Origin of the sequence: Amycolatopsis thailandensis, assembly GCF_042723255.1 — a bacterium.
GTDB classification, from domain to species: Bacteria; Actinomycetota; Actinomycetes; order Mycobacteriales; family Pseudonocardiaceae; genus Amycolatopsis; species Amycolatopsis thailandensis.
The window spans coordinates 55,766-76,055 of record NZ_JBHXJK010000016.1; the positions used below are offsets into that span (position 1 = coordinate 55,766).

Annotated in this window: 17 protein-coding genes; 11 read left to right on the forward strand and 6 right to left on the reverse strand. The window is 65.7% G+C overall.

What is annotated here, in order from left to right; translation table 11 throughout:
- Positions 1-60 precede the first annotated feature (60 nt).
- Positions 61-657 (reverse strand): DUF6801 domain-containing protein, encoded by a 597-nt coding sequence (locus ACFWMR_RS09050; RefSeq protein WP_378378016.1) that lies wholly within the window; start codon positions 655-657, stop codon positions 61-63.
- A 227-nt stretch (positions 658-884) separates the two neighbouring features.
- Here ACFWMR_RS09050 and ACFWMR_RS09055 point away from each other — a divergent pair, with 227 nt between their 5' ends.
- A complete protein-coding gene (locus tag ACFWMR_RS09055; RefSeq protein ID WP_378378017.1) occupies positions 885-1,679 on the forward strand; it encodes an adenylate/guanylate cyclase domain-containing protein in 795 nt (264 codons plus the stop codon).
- A gap of 36 nt (positions 1,680-1,715) precedes the next feature.
- Here the strand turns inward: ACFWMR_RS09055 and ACFWMR_RS09060 are convergent, their stop codons facing one another.
- The gene (locus ACFWMR_RS09060; protein ID WP_378378018.1) at positions 1,716-3,113 is read right to left on the reverse strand and encodes a Gfo/Idh/MocA family protein; all 1,398 of its coding nucleotides are present in this window, start codon (positions 3,111-3,113) and stop codon (positions 1,716-1,718) included.
- 172 nt (positions 3,114-3,285) lie between these two features.
- Positions 3,286-3,981, reverse strand: coding sequence for a nitroreductase family protein (locus ACFWMR_RS09065; RefSeq protein WP_093933832.1), 696 nt, complete (start codon positions 3,979-3,981; stop codon positions 3,286-3,288).
- Between the two features lie 302 nt (positions 3,982-4,283).
- Between ACFWMR_RS09065 and ACFWMR_RS09070 the strand changes: the two genes are divergently transcribed.
- Entirely contained in the window at positions 4,284-5,003 is a 720-nt protein-coding gene (locus ACFWMR_RS09070; RefSeq protein WP_378378019.1) for a S1 family peptidase, read from the forward strand.
- A gap of 1,478 nt (positions 5,004-6,481) precedes the next feature.
- On the opposite strand, the gene ACFWMR_RS09075 is transcribed toward ACFWMR_RS09070, so the two are convergent.
- Positions 6,482-8,017 carry a HEAT repeat domain-containing protein gene (locus ACFWMR_RS09075; RefSeq protein WP_378378020.1) on the reverse strand — a complete coding sequence of 512 codons (1,536 nt, stop codon included), beginning with the start codon at positions 8,015-8,017 and terminating at the stop codon, positions 6,482-6,484.
- Positions 8,018-8,543: 526 nt separating this feature from the next.
- Between ACFWMR_RS09075 and ACFWMR_RS09080 the strand changes: the two genes are divergently transcribed.
- Complete coding sequence (locus tag ACFWMR_RS09080; protein WP_378378021.1) at positions 8,544-9,092, forward strand: NUDIX hydrolase; 549 nt, start codon at positions 8,544-8,546, stop codon at positions 9,090-9,092.
- A gap of 146 nt (positions 9,093-9,238) precedes the next feature.
- Positions 9,239-9,535: a hypothetical protein gene (locus ACFWMR_RS09085; protein ID WP_378378022.1), complete on the forward strand. Its 297-nt coding sequence runs from the start codon at positions 9,239-9,241 to the stop codon at positions 9,533-9,535.
- Here ACFWMR_RS09085 and ACFWMR_RS09090 read toward each other — a convergent pair.
- Positions 9,516-10,058, reverse strand: a complete 543-nt coding sequence (locus ACFWMR_RS09090) for a CGNR zinc finger domain-containing protein (RefSeq protein ID WP_378378023.1) — start codon at positions 10,056-10,058, stop codon at positions 9,516-9,518. The genes ACFWMR_RS09085 and ACFWMR_RS09090 overlap by 20 nt on opposite strands.
- 64 nt (positions 10,059-10,122) lie before the next feature.
- On the opposite strand from ACFWMR_RS09090, the gene ACFWMR_RS09095 reads away from it, so the two are divergent.
- From ACFWMR_RS09095 to ACFWMR_RS09120, 6 genes are all read left to right on the forward strand, one after another.
- On the forward strand, positions 10,123-10,761 hold the full coding sequence (locus tag ACFWMR_RS09095) for a haloacid dehalogenase type II (protein WP_378378024.1): 639 nt from the start codon (positions 10,123-10,125) through the stop codon (positions 10,759-10,761).
- A 72-nt stretch (positions 10,762-10,833) separates the two neighbouring features.
- A complete protein-coding gene (locus ACFWMR_RS09100; protein WP_167406083.1) occupies positions 10,834-11,331 on the forward strand; it encodes a hypothetical protein in 498 nt (165 codons plus the stop codon).
- Positions 11,331-12,710, forward strand: coding sequence for a hypothetical protein (locus ACFWMR_RS09105; protein ID WP_378378025.1), 1,380 nt, complete (start codon positions 11,331-11,333; stop codon positions 12,708-12,710). The genes ACFWMR_RS09100 and ACFWMR_RS09105 overlap by 1 nt, the downstream gene beginning before the upstream one ends.
- Positions 12,707-14,077, forward strand: a complete 1,371-nt coding sequence (locus ACFWMR_RS09110) for a VWA domain-containing protein (RefSeq protein ID WP_093933825.1) — start codon at positions 12,707-12,709, stop codon at positions 14,075-14,077. Before ACFWMR_RS09105 ends, ACFWMR_RS09110 begins: the two co-directional genes overlap by 4 nt.
- Positions 14,078-14,097: 20 nt before the next feature.
- Positions 14,098-15,210, forward strand: coding sequence for an ATP-binding protein (locus tag ACFWMR_RS09115; protein ID WP_093933824.1), 1,113 nt, complete (start codon positions 14,098-14,100; stop codon positions 15,208-15,210).
- Positions 15,207-17,963 (forward strand): hypothetical protein, encoded by a 2,757-nt coding sequence (locus tag ACFWMR_RS09120; RefSeq protein ID WP_378378026.1) that lies wholly within the window; start codon positions 15,207-15,209, stop codon positions 17,961-17,963. The genes ACFWMR_RS09115 and ACFWMR_RS09120 overlap by 4 nt, the downstream gene beginning before the upstream one ends.
- Before the next feature lie 42 nt (positions 17,964-18,005).
- Here the strand turns inward: ACFWMR_RS09120 and ACFWMR_RS09125 are convergent, their stop codons facing one another.
- Positions 18,006-19,484: a carotenoid oxygenase family protein gene (locus tag ACFWMR_RS09125; protein ID WP_378378027.1), complete on the reverse strand. Its 1,479-nt coding sequence runs from the start codon at positions 19,482-19,484 to the stop codon at positions 18,006-18,008.
- Positions 19,485-19,567: 83 nt separating this feature from the next.
- Between ACFWMR_RS09125 and ACFWMR_RS09130 the strand changes: the two genes are divergently transcribed.
- On the forward strand, positions 19,568-20,287 hold the full coding sequence (locus ACFWMR_RS09130; RefSeq protein WP_378378028.1) for a TetR/AcrR family transcriptional regulator: 720 nt from the start codon (positions 19,568-19,570) through the stop codon (positions 20,285-20,287).
- Positions 20,288-20,290 lie beyond the last annotated feature (3 nt).

A 20,290-nucleotide genomic window follows, 5' to 3' on the forward strand; every position in this document is an offset into this window, starting at 1 on the left:
GTGCGCTGGAGGTCAAGACGCGTCTTCCCCCGGCTCGCCGAGCCGGGGGAAGACGGGGGTTCAGCTGACGGTCGTCTTGCCGAGGACGGCGTCCTGGTCGGGCGGGTCGAGCGTGAGCTGCACGTCGAACTCGCCGAGCGAACTGTCGGTGACGATGTGCGAGGTCGCCGCGGCGTCCACGCTGCTGGTCGCCTCACCGGCGGGGGTCCCGGCCGGGATGGTGAAGTCGACCTTGCCCGACGCGGTGAACTTCAGCGACCCTTCGGCGGGCACCTCGGTGTCCGGGATCGGCAGCTCGATGGGGATGGCCACCTTCTGGTCGCCGAGCGCGACGTTCACCTTCGAGCTGATCGTGCCGGAGAGCTTCTTCGCGCCGACCAGCCGGAGCCCGTCGCCGGCCGCCTGGCCGGAATCGACGTCGAGGGTGAACGGCACCGAAATCGGCGTTCCGGCCTGGGCGGTCGCCGGGATCTCCGCCTTCACGACCACCGCCACCTGCTGGTCGCCGATGATGGGGAAGCCGCCCTTGTACGTGAGGTTCTTTTCGACGGCGGCCGCGGTTCCGGCCGCGGTGAGCATCACGGTTCCGGCGACCGCGGCCGCGATCCCGGCGGCGCAGAACCGGCGAACACCCTTTCGCACCAGGGTTTCCGTCATGTCAGGTCCTTTCGTCGTTGAATGGGCTCGACGCCGAATCTAGGTGGAAAGTCACCAACGAGGAAAGGGAAAGAACCATCGCTTTTTCTTTACGCGTCGATCTTGTCACGCGTAGGTGGAATAGAGCTTTCGTGAATTGTCACGCGAAGGCGGAAAGGGGAAATGCCTGCCGCTTTCTTGTCACCGGGGTGACAGGTGCCCGGCCCGGGTGGCGAACGACTAGGGTCTTGACCGTGACCGACCGACCCGAGCCGTGGCACCTCCGGACCCGCCGGTTCCTGCGCGCGACGGACCAGCGTGGCGAGCTGGTGCGCGGCGCGCGGTTCCTCCGGGGGCTCGTCCCGGGGGAGAACGACCCGCTGGCGCCCGCGACGGGCCGTTCGTCCGACAGGCTCGCGCGGCTGCTCACCGAGGCCGGAGCCGACAGGCCCAGCGCCACCCGTGAGCTGGGGCTGGCCGCGGTCCAGGCCTGGCAGGCCGTCCGCCGGTCCGGCACCCGGCCGATGTCCGCGGACGGCATCACGGTGCTGTTCACCGACCTCGTCGGCTTCTCGACCTGGGCGCTGCGCGCCGGTGACGAACGCGTCCTGGAGCTGCTGCGTTCGGTCTCGAAGGTGACCGAGTCGGTGGTCACCGGGCACCGCGGCAGCATCGTCAAAGGACTCGGCGACGGCGTGATGGCCGTGTTCGCCGACCCGGACGAGGCGGTGAACGCCGCCTACGAGACCTGTTCCGCCGTGAGCGTGATCAAGGCCGAGGGCTACCTTCCGCATCTGCGCGCGGGCCTTCATCGAGGGAATCCGCAGCGGGTCGGCAACGACTATCTCGGCGTCGACGTGAACATCGCGGCCAGGATCATGGCCGCAGCGGACGGCGACGAGGTGCTGGCCAGCGCCAGCGTCGTCGAACAACTCGACCGGGACGCCTTCACCGTGCGCCCGCGCCGGAACTTCCGGGCCAAGGGGACGCCGAGGGACCTCCGGGTGTTCCGGGTCGTTCCCCGCTACACGGCCGACGGCTGACCGGTCCTCTTCGGACCGGCCGGCCGTCGCCGTGGCCTAGCCGGGCATCTCCGAAGGCTGTGAGTCGAGACCGGCCCGGGGCTTCGACCAGCCGCCGCGCGTGAAGTCCGGCATCGACACCGGCTTCCCGCCGCGGGCCAGCGAGACCACGCTCAACGGCACGGGGGAGCACCAGGCCGCGGAGTCGTAGACGTCGATGTCCGGCACCAGCCCGGCGCGCATCTGCTGCACGATCCGCCACTGCAGCACGTAGTCCATGCCGCCGTGACCGCCGAGGTTCGGGTCGTCCTTGAGTTTCTTCCAGAGCCAGTGGTCATGCCGCTCGCGGTACGGTTTGAAGTCCTTCCACGCGTGCCCGCTGTGGTCGGGTTCGAGGTAGATCCGCTCGGGGTAGTCCTCCACGATGCCGCGGCTGCCCGCGAGGCTGTTGATGCGGCTGTACGGGCGCGGCGAGCTGACGTCGTGCTCGGCGCGGATGATCCGGCCCTGCTCGGTCTCGATCAGGCAGGTCACCAGGTCGCCGTTGATGTAGGTCTCTTTCCACGACGGGTGGCCCGGCGGCATGTGGCGTTTCCGGTAGTCGGCGAGCCCCTTCGGCTCGGTCGCCGTGGCGCGCAGCGTGGCGAACCGGTCGCCGCGGTTGACGTCCATGCAGGCGGCGATCGGGGCGAGACCGTGCATCGGGTAGAAGCTCGCGGTGCTGCGGGTGTGCCACTTCCGGCGCCACGCGTCGGTGTAGTAGGTGTCGGAGAACAGCAGTTCGCGCAGGTCGTGCAGGTAGCCGCCGTGCCCGTTGGTGACCTCGCCGAAGACGCCTTCGTGCGCCATCTTGAGGATCGCGAGTTCGTTGCGGCCGTAGCTGCAGTTCTCGGCGAGGAACAGGTGCTTGCGGGTCTGCTCGCTGGTGTTGACGAGGTCCCACAGCTGGTCGAGCTCGGTGGCGATCGGGAGTTCGACGCCGACGTGCTTGCCGGACTGCAGCGCGGCCTTGCCCTGCGGGTAGTGGAACTCCCACGGGGTGGCGATGTAGACGAGGTCGATGTCGTCGCGGGCGAGCATCTTCTTGTAGGCGTCGGCGGATCCGCCGTACTCGGCCGGGCGGGGGCGCCCGTCGGCCGCGAGTTTGTCCGCGGCGGCCTTCGCGCGCTCGGCGCGGATGTCGCAGACCGCGGTGACCGCGGCGCCCGGTACGGCGCTCCACCCGCCGATCATGGACATGCCGCGGTTGCCGAGACCGATCATCCCGATCCGGACGGTCCGGTGCCGCTCGAACGGCACCCCGATCATGCTGCGCTGACCAGGACGGCGGGGCGCGCTTTCCGCTCCGGTGGCCTCTTCCGCGGCGGTGGCGCTCGTCGGGATCGCGGCGAGCGCCCCGGCGGCGAGCGCGCCGCCGAACAGGGTCCGCCGGGAGACAGAGGGCAGGTCGGCCATGAAGAACACTCCTTCGTGTCGCCTTCGGTTGCCCGACTTTGTCCAATCGCCGCCGGATATGTCAAGAGATGCGTCAAACTGAGCATTAAACTGCACAAATGCGCAGTTTGACTGCTTACTTGCGGTCGCTTCGCGCAACCCGGGTGCGCGCGCACCCGGGTCACGCCTGGGGTCAGCGGCGGATCAGTACCTGGTCGATCGACTTGCGCACGAGGTCCGGCACCACGCAGTCGTCCGCCGGATAACCGACCGGGATGACCGCGAACGCCTTCTCGTTCTGCGGCCGCTCGAGCAGTTCGCCGAGGAACCGCATCGGCGACGGCGTATGCGTCAACGCGGCCAGCCCGGACAGATGCAACGCCGTGAGCAGCATGCCGACCGCGATGCCCACCGACTCGTCGACGTAGTAGTGCTTGTGCTTGGTGCCGTCCTCGTCGAGGAAGTAGCGCTGCTGGAAGACGACGATGAGGTACGGGGCGTCGGTGAGGTGGGTTTTGACGGCGTCGGTGCCCAGCGGGCGCAAGGCGGACAGCCACTCCTCGCCGAGCCTGCCCTCGTAGGAGACGCGTTCCTCCTCTTCGGCGGCGTCCCGGATCCGCTGTTTGGTCGCGTCGTCCTTGATGAGGACGAAGGTCCACGGCTGCTGATGCGCGCCGCTGGGCGCGGTGGACGCCACCGCGATGGCGTCCACGAGCACCTGCTCGGGCACCGGGTCGGTCGAGAACATCCGCACGGTGCGGCGGGTGTCCATGCGGCGGCGCAGATCGGCGGCGGTGGCCAGCGATTCCTCCGCCGAAACGCGAGCCGGGCGGTAGGGCACCGGTTCGAAGGGGTCGCCGTAGGTCGGGGTCCACTGTGCTGTGGTCATGGTGCCGATTCTGGCGTGACCGGGGCCTGATTCGAAACCCCTCGGGTCCGGACTATGCCCCTAGGGTTATGCCACCATTCGTCTCAAATGGACGGACGCCGATCGGGCCATTCGGTTTGGGCCGACATCGACGGCATGGCCCGGATACCTGGAGCAAACACCTAACGGTGGCCGAAACGGAAAGATAGGTACCTTCTACACGACTTTCGTCGGTGTCCGATTTCCCTTGCCGAGTCACAGAATCAGCCCATCCTTCCCTCGGTACGCGGCCTTGTTCCTCGCCGCAGAAATGAGTCGGAACCATGCGACTGCGCTCCTTCGCCCTCATCGCCGGCACCGCCTTCGCGGCGTTGCTCGGCGTGACCGCCCCCGTGGCGTCCGCCGCGGAACCCACGTCCGACGTCCAGCCGATGATCATCGGCGGCCAGAACGCGTCGAGCGGCCCGTGGGCAGCCAGACTCTTCGCCAACGGCCGGCAAACGTGTACCTCGACGATCATCGCGCCGCAGTACATCCTGACCGCGAAACACTGTGTGGCCAGCGGCGGGACGTTCACCTTCCGGATCGGGAGCCTCGACCAGCAGAGCGGTGGCACCATGGCCACCGGCTCGACCGTGACCCGTCACGCGAGCGCGGACCTCGCGATCGTGAAACTGACGACCTCGGTCAACGCCACCTACTCGCCGCTGGGCACCACCGCCAACGTCTCGACCGGGCAGACCGTGCAGGTCTACGGCTGGGGTGCCACCAGCCAGTGCGGCTCGGAGATCAACTGCCAGTCGCGGTACCTGAAGGTCGCCAACGTCCGCGTCACGTCGGTCTCGTGCCGTGACTACAACGGAGGCGTCGCTGTCTGCGCGAGCCGCGGCGACGGCATCACCGCCGGTGGAGACTCCGGCGGCCCGATGTTCGCTTCCGGCAAGCAGGTCGGCGTCGCGTCGACGAGTGACCGGCAGACGACCACCGCTTACACGAACATCACGCGGTACCGGCCCTGGATCCAGCAGATCGCCGGCGTCTGATCCTTTGGTTGCAACGGGCCCTCCTCGGCGTTGCCGGGGAGGGCACCGTCTTGTGGACGGCAATGTGAGGACTGTTGGTCATTCATGTTACGGAGCCGTGGCGTGTTTGGTGAATGAGGGTTCAAGCCCCCGAGGGTGTCCCTACGTTGGTTGTCAACTGGGAGTGGGCTTTCTGGTCACTATAGTTCGTCGAGGGTTGCGAGTTTCTTCCGGAAGGTTCTGGCGTCTGTGGGCGGAAGGGCGTGTGCGACGAGGTCGAGGGTTCGTCGCAGTTCGGCCGGGTCGGGGCAGCATTGCGGCACGCCGCAGCCACAGTGAGGGTCCCAGAGTCGATGCATGGGTTCGTGGACGAACAGTTTCCAAGCTTGCAGTGCTTCGGCGGAGGCTCCGGGCCAAAGTCGGGTGCGTTCGAGGCGGGCGATGCTGGCTCGTCCTCGGGGTGATAGGCCCGGAAGCGTGAAAATCTGTTCGTCAGTGCGGCAGCGGCGATGAGTGTCGGCCCGGACACGGGCTGGTGATCTACGCGGCATTGCCCTTTCGGGTGGTCGGCATAGCGTTGATTGTGGCACGCGCGGGCTGCGGTGCGGTGGCGGTCAAGCCGCTTGGGCGGTGGGGGCGTTGATAGTGGGTCTGGTGCGGAGCATGGCGCAGAGGACGTCGCAGTGTCGTCGTGCGAAGCAGATTAGGGCGGCGCTGTGTTTCTTGCCAGCCCGGGCAGAGAATCCATCTATGTGGCCGTAGGCGCGGGCGACCGATATGGGCAGTGCCCCGATCGTGGCGGGCTGACCCACTACGACCAGGACCGGACAGTGAGCGTCGAGTTTTTCGAACATCGCCCGGGCCCGGGTTCACTGTCGGGCGGCGGAGCGTCATGCAGCCTTTTCCTTGCCCGGTTCAGGTCGACCGTGTGATGCTCGCACTTATCGACATCCAAGCCAAGGAACAACACATAGTCGCTGGTCATCGAAGGTATCTTCCGTCCGGCGTGCAAGTTCACCAGTCGAGCATCGATGGTCGGCAGCCACGTTACGACGAGACCTATTCAGTAGGCGGCCGTATCCTGTCAGCGGGCCCTCGATCACCAAACCCGAATTTCTTGATCAGGAGGTACGAAGACGGTAACGGGGCACACATGTTATCCACGGGGAGAGAGGCGATCACCTTGATCGCTCTCTTATTTTCGTAGAGCACTTGCGACCCGAGGTCCCGGTAAGCTAGACGGTCGATACCTGGCGAATTTCTCGACATATCAGCATTTCGAAAAGCGGAATCTTCAGAACTTCGGCTCGAAACCGCTGGGCAGGTACTTAAGGGCTGTCGGGAAGTATTTAATAAGGCCTGCCGTGCGAGAGAGAAGCGTGCTTTTAATAGTGCAACGCGGCCGTCGCCGCCGCCGTGAGATATTCGTTCCAGCGGAATGTCTTTTGTGTTATTAATACTTCTGATCTGCTCTAGGTGGGATAAATGCCCGCGTGTGCTCAGCTTCGAGTATTTATTCCACGTATAGAAGTAATAGCTTCCCTGTGGATCACCATGTCGCGATCTCGGGCAATCTCTGAGAGTAAGTTACCAAAGCTACGCCGATAAGCTGCGACTACGATTGCACGCTTTCCTGGGCGGGACTGCGCGACCTTCCAAAGAGATTCAAGATATGTTAGGTCTTCGGGGTCGTGGCCGGAGCCCATCGCCCATGCGATGCTGAGCCGAGTGTTCTCATCCCGCGTCTGGCACGGGTTCAATCTGCGAAGATTTGCGTTTGCATTACTGCTTCCAATCTTTGTTACTAATCGCACCATTGACCGCTGGACACCAAAGTCCTCTGTTGGGATGTCAGTCAATGTCTTGCCGAGCGCGTCGGTTAACTCCGCCGCGTGCTGCCAGGCTCCAAGTAGTCCACCCATGCAAAGTCTTCCCACGCGGTCTCTGCCAAATATTCCATTTCTCAGAATTAAGTCTAATCCTGGTATGTAGATCGGAGTTTCCGGGGATAGGCGTTTTTCTTGCAACAGCCTGGATAGTCTTGTCGATATTTGGTTCAGTAATTGGCCTGGATTGAATTGTGAAGGTTGCACAGCTAGCTGGCCGAGTTCGTCACGGCATTGCTTGATCTTTCTGCTTTGCTTTTGGGTCAAGACTACCTGGCCAGTTCGCACGAGTGATAATGCGGCTTCACGAGGCATGAACAGCTCGGCCGTATTCTCGAGTAAGTCGGAGACATACTCGCGCAGCACATCGCCAACTTCTGGCAAGGTGTCCACTCTGCGCCCCTGGCGGCGCAGGCAAATGCCAATCGATTCAAGAATGCAGGTCGCCGAATAGCTGTCATCTAATCTCTCGGCTAGTGAGATTAGATGCTTATCGTCAATATCTTCATTGAAGTAACGGACCGCTTCGGTTGTATTAAAATAGCGCATTGGTTCGACCTGAATATAGCTTATCAGGTATGGAAGTATATCTTCGCCGACATTGATCAAGGCTTCTCGCATCAGCCTTTGGTCACGTTCATATGAGCGCCCATAATCCCGCATCAAACCGTGAAAGAAACTGTCCCGTGTCCGAGGTTTTTGGAACAATTCTCGCCGGTTTCGATAAATGGATGTAATCCGAAGCCAGTCAATCGGTGATAATTGCTCTTCTTGTGCGACTCGCACCAAAAGTTCGATCTCCGATGCCTCTACTTCTCGAATCTTGGACCAGTTAGTGCGGGGAGCTTCTTCGGCTTGTCGGCAAAGCCATATGTACGGGTCAACTAAGTCGCCAAGATTGAGGTCAAGTGCTTCCTCGAAGGCGATGCAACGCTCGATCGAAAAGTCGAGTGTGCCTCCTTCGAGTTTGTTGATCGTGGCTGGCTTTAGTGCCTCGCCTGACGACGTGGACATCATGCGAGAGAACGTCTCAGTGTTACGGACGGCTGGGTCGCCGTGCGTGCACCTGATCAGCCGCACCAGCCAGGCAAATTGATCTTTCATGGTGATCGGTTTTTCCATTGGAAGCAGCTTGCGCCCCATGGGCATGTCGTTACCTCCTCTGGAGCCACGTTGCCCCGATTGACATGCATCGTAGCAGCGAACATCGCACGCCGCTGCCGTTGGACTGGCCGGAACGCTCTGTCGTCAAAGTTCCTGCATGGGCTTCCGGTGCCGATGCAGGAAGTTGCAGCAGGTCTCGGTATTGCATGTAATGTCCGCAATGCAAAAGACGCCTATAACCGCATAAACAAAGAGAGAGGCATGCAAGATCTGGGTGGTGTTGAGTCTTGCTGCAAGGATTTCCGTAGATGGTCACCAGAGCGGATCCTCAGGAGTGCTAAGTGAAGGCGAATGACCGGAAGCACAGGCGTCCCAAGTCTTGTGCCACCTCAGATAGAAATAGGATTCCCTGCCCGACGGACATAATCCTTTTTCTCTTTGTCATGACTTCAAGTAGTCAGTGGTCAGCGTTATTGGCATCGGCGATAATTGTCGGCAACTTTGCCGCCGGCGGCCAAGTCGTCAAAGTGTTCTATTTTATCCAACTTCTTGTTGCAAAATGGAGGTAGAGATGAAGAAGTATGACGCCGAGCGAGTTCGCATATATTCGATCGACAACAGTTTTCTTGCAATCGAAGAACTGGCTCTAATGTCGCACGACGGCGCCGAGAGCTACGTTCGCCATGTCGTCCGTCATCCCGGGGGTGCGGCAGTAGTACCAATCATCGATCGACAGGCAGTTTGCGTCGAACAGTACCGGCCGGCGATCTCGCGCATTACGGTGGAGATTCCAGCAGGGAAAAGGAATCCGGGTGAGTCGTCCTTGCAGGTTGCTCGCCGCGAACTTGTGGAAGAAGTTGGAATTGTAACAGAAGAGCTTGCATGGCTATGCAGAATTAACGCCGCGCCATGCATGTCTGATTGGTCGGCGGACGTGTTTATTTCTGAAGAGTTTCAATGGGTCACGAAGCCGCAGTTGGCGGACGAGCTTCCAACAGACGTTCGCCTCGTCGATCTAGACAACGTTGAAATGATGGTTGAACGGGGTGAATTGGTAGATAGTAAGACAATTGTTGGGCTACTGATGGCGCGGGCTAGGCTGGATACACATTCAATGTAGGCAAACTATGGCCCGTCCAGTTGTGTCATACCCCTGGCCGTCGAGGCCTTCTAGTCCAGATGTCCAGTGTGTCTTCAAAACGTCCTCGACTGGCTCGCGGCCCTCTTAATCCTTGGAATTCGGCGGGGGACGTGATCCTGTCCGTCGTGGCGACCGGCGTCGCTGTTGTCGCCTTGGGCCTCGGTCTGCTTCTGCGTTCGACGAGCGGAACACTGGTCGCCCTCGGCGTCATCCTGCTGGTGATCCCGATCTTCGCGCGCTTTCTCCCGTCGCCGCTCGGAGAACGCGTCGCTTCGTTCATGCCGTCGAAACCTGCCGCCGCAGCTCACCGGGACGAACAACGCGTACGTGCTTTCGCCGATCGGGGCGGCGCTGGCGATGTGTCGTACCTCGCGATGTCGCTGATCGCCGGCGTGGCCAGCTTCAAGCGTCGCGATGCTTGAAGCGAGCACGGTGGTTGGCGACGTTGACGCGGTTTCCGCACAGTCCTGGCATGCAGTAGCGGCGCCGCCCCGGACGCGTCGTGTCGATGAAAGCGCCTTGGCAGGTGGGAGCACCGCACGCGCGGAATCGTTCGACGCCGAGAGTCTGGACCGCGCCCAGGATGGCAATGCCGCAAATCAGCGACAGCAGGTCTGAGATCGTTGCGCCTCGTTGAGGTGCAACGGCCCATCGCGTGCCGTCCGCAAGAAGGGTGACGTGACCGGCGGGCGACGTGAGTGAGGAAGCGCCGGTGATTAGGTGCTCCCGGTCCGGATGATCGATCAGGTTCCGCACGGTCGCGCGTAGTCGGTGAACGGCGCGCAGATCGCTGGCGGGCGAAGGTATCGAGTGAAGGTCGGCGAAGCCGGCGAGAGCGGCCAGGTCGGGCAGGTGGTCTTCGCCGTGCCAGACCTCGGGAGCGGTGTTGACCAGGTCGGTAGCAACGCCCGCCGCCCAGACGTAATCGTCTAAAGCTACTTGCATCCCTTACCAACCTCTCGTACGTTCGCGGTTAACCGCCACTTTAACCCTTACTGGGAGGTTGCTCGTGCAGATCGACGCCTTGGTGTTCGACATACTCGGCACGCTCGTCGACGAACCGGCCGGGATCCGCGCGGCCATCCGTCAAACCGCACCAGACGCCGACGTGGATGAGCTGGTCAGGCAGTGGCTCGACCACGTCGCAACCGAGCAACAGCGCATCGTCGACGGGGAGAGGCCATACGCCCCGAGTGACGTGCTGGACCGTGAAGCGGCTCAAACGGAAGCGCTCGCGACAGCGGGCCGCAGGATGCCGCCCTGGCCCGACACTGTCGACGGGCTCAACAAGCTGGCCGAGCACTACCCGCTGATCGGCCTCTCCAACGCCAGCCGGACGACCCTGCTCCGGATGAACGCCTACGCCGGCCTCCGCTGGCACCAGGCGCTCTCAGCCGAGGAGGCGCAGAGCTACAAGCCGGACCCGGCTGTCTACGAGCTGGCCGTCACGGTGTCGGGCACGCAGCCGGAGCAGCTGCTGATGGTCGCGGCCCACGCGTGGGACCTGAGGGGCGCGCAGAGCGTCGGCCTGCGCACCGCGTACGTCGCCAGGCCCGTCGGGGACCCTCCATCGGAGACGGATCGGTTCGACTTCTACGCGGACGACCTCGCCGATCTGGCGACTCAGCTCGCAAAACTTCGGATGTGATCAAAACTGTCGGTGCCTCCCGCTAGGTTCTTCCCAGTCCCCACCGAGGCACCCCCGCAAGGAGAAGATGCGTTGTCAGACTGGGAAAGAGCGAGCACGGCCCGGGTGTTGTCACCTGCCCGCCCGCGCAAGCTCGCGAAGGTTCCGTTCGTCGAACTGGCCGACGGACGGGTGCAGGGCGTGGTGTCCAGCGGATCGGACATCGGGCGCGTGTACGTCTCGTCGGTCGCGGCGAGTACGTACGAGTTCGCCTGTAGTACCAACAACAATCGGCCTTGCGGTGGCGCGCGGGGCATGTTCTGCAACCACATCCTCGCTCTGCTCAACGAATCCACCCTTCAGTACGGCGCCGAGCGCGTCGCGCGATACTTACGCGTAGACGTTCCGGAGCCGACCGCGCAGGCCATTTCGCAGACCATGAGCGCGACGCGACCGTCGCAGGGCGACAACACCGCGGCCGCGTCCGTGTTCAGCCAGTTCTTGCGGCACTTGGCATATCTGGAATTCGCAGCGTCGACAGCGCCGGTGCCGGAACTTCAGTGGTTCCCGCCGACCAGGGCGGTGGTGTGATGCGCACCGATCTGCTCACCGACCCGATCGCCGGCCTCGACGAGGCGTTGGCGGCTGTCGACGCGTTCGACGACGTGCTTGTCGCCGGACTGCTTCGTCCGCAGAAGATCGCCGGTCTCACCGAGCTGGCCGATGCCGTCGCGGGGTCGCCGCTGGCGGCCAGGGTCGCCGAGGCGGCCGAGAAGACCGCAGCCGGGGCGGCGGGGGAGGAGCACTTCGTTTCCCTTGCCGCGGCGAGGGTCGCGGTGTTCGGCTCCGTGCATGACGCGGTCCTCGCGCGTATCGGCGAGGCGACCGGCCGGCCATCCGACGAGGATGCCGACCGGCAGCCTTCCGAGACGGAAATGCCGAACCTGCTGGCCGCCGCCCGATCCTGGCTGTCCGATCTGGCCCGGGCCGGCTGGCAGGGCCTCGACCACGACCTGATTTCGGCTTCGGCTCCGGTGATCTCCGCGTTGCTCGCCGAACCGGGTTTGCGCCGGTTGGCGGTCCTGCTCGACGGGTTCGCGGCCGAACTCGCGGCGTCCTGTCCGGGGGCGGCGTTGGAGCGCGTTCCCGTCCGGCGCTGGGGCGACCTGTGGTCGCGCGGGATGCTGCTGACCCTGCCCGGCGTGGCGGCGGCGCAGGCGATGGGCACCGTCACCGGGCGCCTGTTGCCGCTGGGCGTCGACCTGCTCGAACACTCGACAGCGGCGCAGGCCCAGGTCCACGCCGTGCTCGAACCCGAAGACGGCACCGCGCCGCGGCTCGTGCGTGCGAGCGTGACGGTGCCCAAGCCGGACACGATCATCGGCGCCGGCATCTGGCAGTTGCTGCGCCCACATCTTTCCCTGCTCGGGGCCGTCAGCGAGGGGCGCTCGATGGACCTCGTCGGCATGCCGGTCACGGCCGAGGGCGACCTCCTCTGGCAGGACGAGCAAGCCCGCCTCGGCGAGCCCGCGGACGCGTTCTCCACCGCGCGTGTCGTGCTGCCGAAAGCCGTCACGTCGGCGGTCGCGCCACTGGACCGGCACCCGGTGCGCATCGCGGTCCCCGTCTTCCTCGAGGGCTACGGCGTCGAGGGAGACGAGGAGGCGCTCTCGTTCACCTTGGCCGGGAACCGGCTTTCCGTCGAGGTCGATCGCATCCCCGCCGCCGGGCCGCTGACCCCGAAGGCGATCGCGACCTCCAGCGCGTGCATCGGCCTGATCCGATGGGACGGCGAGTTCCGGCTTCAGCCGCTCGCGGTGGAGACCACCGTGCGCAAGAAGACCACGGCTGTGCACGCCGGCGCTTGGGCCGGAGGCACGGAAGACAAAGCCGGGGTGAAAGCCGAGAAGGCGGCCACCGACGCCGCGGCCGTGCTGCGCGAGCGTGCCGGAAGGTTGTTGCGGAAATGACCGACTCCGAGGACAACCGCCGTCAGGTCCTGTACTGGCGGCTGCTCGCCCGGCTCTTCGACGGAGATGAGCAGGCCGCGCTCGAATCGGCGAGTGTGGCCGTGGTCGAGGACATCGGCTTGCCGTCGGCGCTGCTGGATCCGAACGTCGCGGTCGACTCGGTCGTCCAGCGGCATCCGGAGCTCGCCGCCGAGTTCGACGGGCTGATGGTCCCCGAAACCGAGGATAGCCGGGACAAGGCCGCCGAAGTGCGGCGCGCGGCGCTGGTGTCGAAGGTGCTGCTCAACGTGTTCGCCCCGGCCCCGCATACGGTGACGGCCGGGCAGCTGTCCTGCTGGCAGGCCGACGCGGGCTGGCTCGAGCGCGCGCTGGGGTGTCGTCCGGGTGAGCTGCGCGGCGGCAGGCCGGGAGGTGCACCGACCGGTCTGGGCGGCACCGGTGGGGGCGGCACTCCCGACTTGAGCACGCTGCTCCCGGCGATCGGGCCGGACCTCGCCGGTATCGAAGCGGACCTCGTCAAGCGGATGCATCTGCGCGAGGTCCTCGCCGATCCCGCGCTCGCCGCGAAGCTGAGCCCGAGCATGTCGCTCATCGAACAGTTGTTGCGGGACAAGGACAACCTGTCCGGAGTGGCGCTGGCCAACGCCAAGTCGCTGATCCGCCGCTACGTCGACGAGATCGCGGAGGTCCTGCGCACCCAGGTCGAGAAGGCCTCTACGGGCAAGGTGGACCGCTCTGTCCCGCCGAAGCGCGTTTTCCGCAACCTCGACCTCGATCGCACCATCTGGAAGAACCTCACCAACTGGAGCCCGGAAGAGGAAAGGCTCTACGTCGACAGGCTCTACTACAAGCAGACCGCGAAGAAGACCACACCACAGCGGCTCATCGCGGTCGTCGACCAGTCCGGTTCCATGGTGGACTCGATGGTCAACTGCGCCGTACTGGCCTCGATCTTCGCCGGACTGCCCAAAGTGGATGTTCACCTGATCGCCTACGACACCCAGGCGCTCGACCTCACCCCGTGGGTGCACGACCCGTTCGAAACCCTGCTGCGCACCAATCTCGGTGGCGGCAACGACGGCATGGTCGCGATGGGACTGACCCAGCCGAAGATCGCCGAACCCACGAACACCGTGGTGGTGTGGATCTCCGACTTCTACGAGACCCGCGTCGAGCAGCTCTTCGAAAGCATGGCCGCGATCCACCGGTCCGGGGCGAAGTTCATCCCGGTCGGCTCGGTCACCAGCGCCGGCCGGGGCAGCGTCAACCCGTGGTTTCGCGAGCGCTTCAAGGACCTCGGCACCCCGGTGATCTCCGGTCACATCACCAAGCTCGTCCACGAACTCAAGACTTTCCTCACCTCCTGAACCTCCCCGAAAGGCACGAAATGTCCGACGTCCTGCGCGCCCCCGCCGAACTCAAGTACGCCGAAGAGCTGGACTGGCTGGAGTCGGTCGACGACAGCCCCAAACCGTTCGCGTGGCGGCTGTCCCCGAAGATGATCCGTCTGTTCGTCCTCGGTTCCGAGCGAGCCGACGGCCTCGACCGCGAAATCTCGCAGAAGTGGTTCGGTGACCGGAGCATCGTCGAGCGAGCCATCGTCACGCTCGCCTCCGACCGCGGCCTGCTGCTGATCGGCGACCCCGGTACCGGCAAGAGCTGGCTCGCCGAACTGCTGGCCGCGGCGATCTCCCGTAACTCCACGCTCGTCGTGCAGGGAACCGCCGGCACCACCGAAGACCACATCAAGTACTCGTGGAACGTCTCCATGGTGATCGCCAAGGGGCAGTCCCGCGAGTCCATGATCCCGTCGCCGATCATGACGGCGATGGAGGCGGGTTCGATCGGCCGCTTCGAGGAGCTGACCCGGTCCACCAGCGACGTCCAGGACGCGCTGATCTCGATCCTTTCCGAGAAGTACATCTCGGTGCCGGAACTGGACAGCGACGGCATCGTCTTCGCCAAGCCGGGTTTCTCCGTGATCGCCACCGCCAACAGCCGCGACCGCGGCGTCAACGACCTGTCCTCCGCGCTCAAGCGCCGGTTCAACTTCGTCCGCATCCCCGTGGTGACGAACAAGAAGAGCGAGGCGGAGATCGTCCGCTTCCGCACCGAGGAGCTCCTGCGCCGTCACCAGATCGAGCTGGACGTGCCGCCGACACTGCTCGACGTGCTGTTGCGCAGCTTCGGCGATCTGCGCGCCGCGGCGGCGGCCGCGGGCAGCGACGACGAGAAGCTGGAGTCCGCGCTGTCCACCGCCGAACAGATCGGCGTGCTCGAAGACGCGGTCCTGCACAGCAACTTCTTCGGGGAACGCGCGCTGACCGCCCGCACGCTCGCGTCCTCGCTCGTCGGCTCGCTCGCCCGGCGTGAGCCGGAGGACCTGGCGATCCTCAACAAGTACCTGCACGGCGTCGTCGAGCCGCGCAGCAAGGACGAGGGCGGGGACTGGCCGGAGTTCCTCGACGGCGGCCGCGACACGATCGCCACCCTCTCGTGAGCGGCGCCTTCGAGGCGTTACGCGGCCAGTTGCAGGAGGCCGCGGCCGCCTTCGCCGACGGGCCCGGCGCTCTGGAGGGCATCCTGCTCGGGCTCGTCGACGACGTCGACCGCGCGGTACGGGAGCCCTTGGAGATCTTCCCGGTCTGCCACCATTCCCCGGCTTCGGCCGTGGCGATGGCGCGGCGGCTGCGTGAGAAGCAGCCGAAGGTGGTGTACCTCGAACTGTGCGAGGACATGGCACCGCTGCTGACCGAGCTGCGTAACTGCCGCCTTCCCGTGGCGGTTCAGGCCTTCGCGACCGACGTGAAGGGATTCCCCGCCGAGTGGGCACCGCTGTCGGTGGTCGCGCCGATCACCGAGGCTTCGGCGGAGTACCAGGCGATCGCGTACGCCCTCGACACCCGGGGCGTCGAACTCGTCCTCGTCGACCGGTCGGCGGATCACGTCTTCCAATGGGACGAGCGTGAGCCGTCGCCCGATCCGGACGCGCCGCCCGCGGAAGAGGAGGCCGCGCTGCACGGCGACGCGGTGGGTGTGGAGATCGGCGACCTGCGGCCCCGATTCGCCGAACTCGAGGAACACCTGCTGCGGCACGGGCGGGTGCGGCACTGGTCGGAGTGGTGGCACCAGTACGTCGAGCTGCCGCTCGGCGACAGCGACCACGACACCTACCGCCAGGTCATGTTCCTCATCGGCAGCCTGTTCCGCCGGCTCGCGCCCGGGGACACCCGCCGCGTACGGGTGGACGAAGACCGCGAGCGCTACATGTGGACCCGCATGCGCGAGCATCTCGCCGCGTCGGGCGCGGATCCGGCGGACTGCCTCTACATCTGCGGCGCCTTCCACGCGGCCAGCCGGGTCGCGGAGTTCGGTGTCGAGGGTACGGACGGGTTCGTGATCAGCCCGCGCAGCGGGAGCACCTGGCAGTACGGGCTGATCCCGTCGAGTCACGCGTCGATCGAAGCTCAGTTCGGTCTCGCCGGGGGATCGGTGTCGATCGCCGCGACCGAATGGGCGAAGAACCTCAAGCGCACCAAGGTGAAGCAGTTCCAGCTGGAAGGACAGGTGGGCGGGCCGAAGCGGAAGAAAGCCGCGGAGCTGCCCGCGCCCACGACGGATCCCGTCGCATCGGATCAGCTTTCGGGCTTCCTGCAACGGCCTCCGGTCCTCGACAGGCTGGACGAAGCTGAGTTGCTGGGCTGGTCGGTCGAGATCGTGCGGGCAGCCCGCCGCAACGGCTACCTGTCTTCGACGGCCGACGCCATCGCGGTGTTCGAGACCTCGATCCTGCTTGCGGGCCTGCGGGACAGGGCCAAGCCGACGCCGTACGACTTCCAGGACGCGGCGGTCACCTGCATCGAGAAGGACGTCGTGCCCGGCAGGCGCGACGTGCGCCGACTCGTCGAGATCATGATGGGCGGCGACCGGATCGGCCAGGTCGGCTACGACGCGTTGCCGCCGCTGGCGCGCGACGTGCACGACAGGCTGGAGCCGCTGAACCTCAAGCTGCAGCAACGCGGTGTGCAGCGGGCGCTGCTCGACATCGCCTCGCGGCCGGAGCTGGAGCCGTGCTCCGACCTGCTGTGGATGCTGAGGTACCTGATGCCGCACGGCGCGGCACGGCCGATCATGGGGGAGCGGCGGCTCGGTGAACGGCCGATCCAGGAGTCGTGGGATCTGGCGCTGGGCACCCATCAGCGAGCCCTGATCGAGCTGGGTTACGAGGGCGTCAGCATCGAACAGGTGCTGGAACAACGGCTTCGGCGCGCTGCCTATCACCCGCAGGCCACCGCGGCGAAGGTGCTCGGCGCTGTCGAGGACGCGACGCTCTACCTGCGCAGCGCCCGGCTGGCGGGGGAGCTGGGCACGCGTGCCCTGGAGGTGCTGGCCACCGAACGCACCGTCGACGGCGCGCCGGAAGTGCTGCGGCGGGTGCGGAGGCTGCTGGCGCACTACCGGACCAGCGAGCCGGTGCTGCCGAAGTGGATCGAGGACTTCGTCAGGACGGGGTACGCGCACTACTGCACCCTGCTTCCGGCGGCGTTCGCCGACGAGGAGGCCGGTGTCGAACAGGTCGCCGCGATGCTCGGCTTCCTGTTCAGCATGGAGGCGCTGGCCTTGTCGCTGGGCTGCGACCGGACCCAGCTGGAGTTGTCGATCGCCGGATCGCATCCACAGGAGCCGTCGAAGGTGGCGCTGCTGTGGGCGGCACAGGTCCAGCTCGGAACCCTCTCGCGTGCGGAGCTGCGTGAGCGGTGCGCCGAGCTCTTGGCCAACCCGATGGTGCTGTCCGCTTATCCGCGCTACCTCAGCGGGTTCGTCCACGCGCTGGAACCCGCGCCCGGGCTGGCCGACTTCGTGGTCGAGGCGATGTCGAACGCCTTCGCCGAGCTCCCGGACAGGCTGCTGCTGCCCTGGCTGCCGACGTTGATCACCACACTCCGGTCGAGGGGCGCCGAGCTGGTGCCGTTGATCGTGCGTGAAGCCGGGCGGATCTTCCCCGGACGGCTCGCGGCGCTCGACGAATGGGTCCCGCCCTGGAAGGCCCGGCCGGAACCGCTCGCGGTGACCAGGAAGGCCGGGGGCGGCGGCTTGGCGTTGCTGGCGGCGCATCCGGCGGCTTGTGACGCCGTGGCCGGCCTGCTGGGCTGCGACGAACCGTGGGGGAGTGCCGCACCGACCGGATTGGCGCTGCTGGAGCGATATCCGGACACCGGCGCCGCACTGGAGGAGGTGCTCACCGGGGTGTGAACCAAAGGGCGGTCGCCGGGCACCCGGCGACCGCCCTGGCACTCAGTCGGCGACCCAGCTGCCGTGGAAGCCCAAGGGCACCGGCCTCGGCAGGTGGATGCGGGCCAACGGTTTCGCGGTGAAGTCCTGCGCCGAGAGGATCACCAGATCCGAAGCGCCGCGGTCAGGGTTGTTCACGTAAGCGAGGGCGTAGCCGTCGTCCTCCGCCTTGCTCCGAGCCGATGGCACGAAGACGGCTTCGCTCGCGTCGGCACCTCGGCCGAAGCGGTGGACTTCCGAGCGTCCACTCCGCAGGTCGTGCTTGATCAACGCGTTGCCGAAGGAATTGGCGGGCCTGTCCAGGTAGACGTCGAACAGCTCGCCTGGCGAGGCCGAGTAGCCGTACCGGTGCCGCCGCGACACCAGGCTTTCGTTGACCCGCGGGAACTCCTGCGGCCGGTCGTCGAGGACACGGCGCCGCACGCGTCCCCGCGCGAGATCGATCGTCCAGCGCTCCAGCACCGGAGGGCCCGACGCCGACGGGCCGCCGAAGCCCTGCTTGCCCGCCACCTCGAACGGCGCCGGCATCGTGGTCAGGTCGACCACCACCGTGTCGCCCTGTTCGTAGGCGTTGAGCGTGTGCGAGTAGAACACGGGATCCACCCCGAACCAGCGGACCGGACCGCCGTCGCGTTTCATCACGCCCACCCTGGCCGGGTGTTCGGTGTTCCACTTGTAGGGCACGACCTTGCCCGGCCGCGGGTCGAACGTGACCGGTACGTCGAAGACGACCACGTAGTTCTCGGTGAGCCCGAAGTCGTGCATCATCGGGCTGTCGGTGACCGGGATCCGGGTGGTCCGCACCACGCGGCCGGTCCGGTCGACCAGCAGATGCCGCACGTGGTCCCAGGTCGGGTGATAGGTCACCGCGTGCAGTTCGTCGGCGTGGGCGTCGAACTTGGTGTGCGCGGTGTAGGAGCCCTCCAGCGAGCCGCCGAAATCGAACGGCCCCAACGTGTTCAGTTCGCCGTCGAGCTCGTACGGCGGCGCGCCGGACTCCTGCAAGGTGAGAATGCGGCCGTGGTGGCTGATCACATGCGTGTTCGGCGCGAAGTCTTCGGCGGGCACCGGCCACGGGTATCGCTCGCCCAGCTTCGCGGCGACACCGGACGAACGCACCCATCGGTTGCGGTACCACTCGGCCTTCCCATCACGCAGCCGGACGCCGTGCACCATCCCCTCGCCGATCATCCAGTGGTGAGCGCGCGGGTCTTCGAGTCCGAGGACGTTCGGCCCGGTGCGCAGGTACCGCCCGCAGAGGTCCTTCGGAATCCGGCCCGTGACCGGCAGTCCGAACGCGGTCACCTCCTCCTTCACCGGTGCGAAAGCTCCCTCGATGAAAGGGAAGCGCTCCTTCGCCGCGGCGGGTGAAAGAGGCTGGGCGGCGACGGCGGACCCGGTGCTCCCGTAGGTCGCGGCGACTCCGCCGATGGCCAGCGCGGCGGCCCCACGAAGCACGTTCCGCCTGTTCGGTTCGGTCATGGTCGATCCCCCGGTTCGTCGACTAACTGTGTATGCCATGAACAGTGTATGCCTTTACCTGTTTTGGATGCAACAATGCCCGGATGGACGACGCCGAGATCGAGTTGCTGCCGCCGGGCACCGCGCTGGCCTGGGGGCGTACCCCGGCGCCGAGGCGCGGGCCGAAGCCGGGGTACAGCCTCGACCAGATCGTCGACGCGGCCATCGCACAGGCCGACGCGGAGGGTTACGCGGCACTGTCCATGCCGTCGATCGCCAAACGTCTCGGTATCACCGCGAACGCGCTCTACCGCTACCTGAGCTCCAAAGAGGAACTGCTCGTCCTCGTCGCCGAAGCGGCGTGGGGCCCGCCGCCGGAACCGTCGTCCGGCGACTGGCGCGCCGCGGTCACCGCCTGGGCCCGGGCGCTCCTGGAACGCAGCCGCCGCCATCCGTGGCTGATCGACTTGCCGGTGCGCCGCGCGCCGAGTACGCCGAATCTTCTGGGGTGGCTGGAGAACTTCCTGGAGGGGATGTCCGGCTCAGGTCTGGGAACCCAGGACGTGATGGGCTGCGCCGTCCTGGTCGACGGGTGGGTGCGCAGCACCGCTTCCCTGCTGCGGGACGTGAACGCGAGCCCGCCCGAGCAGGTCCGGGCGCTGAGCGGGTTCTTGGGGCCACATCTTCAGGGGCGCGGCTATGCACGCGTTGCAGCCGTGGTCTCCGGCGAGGCGTACAGCGAAGAAGGCATCGAGGACGCCGACATAGAGTTCGGTCTCGGTCGCATCCTGGACGGCATCGAGATGCTCATCGACCGTCGCTGAACA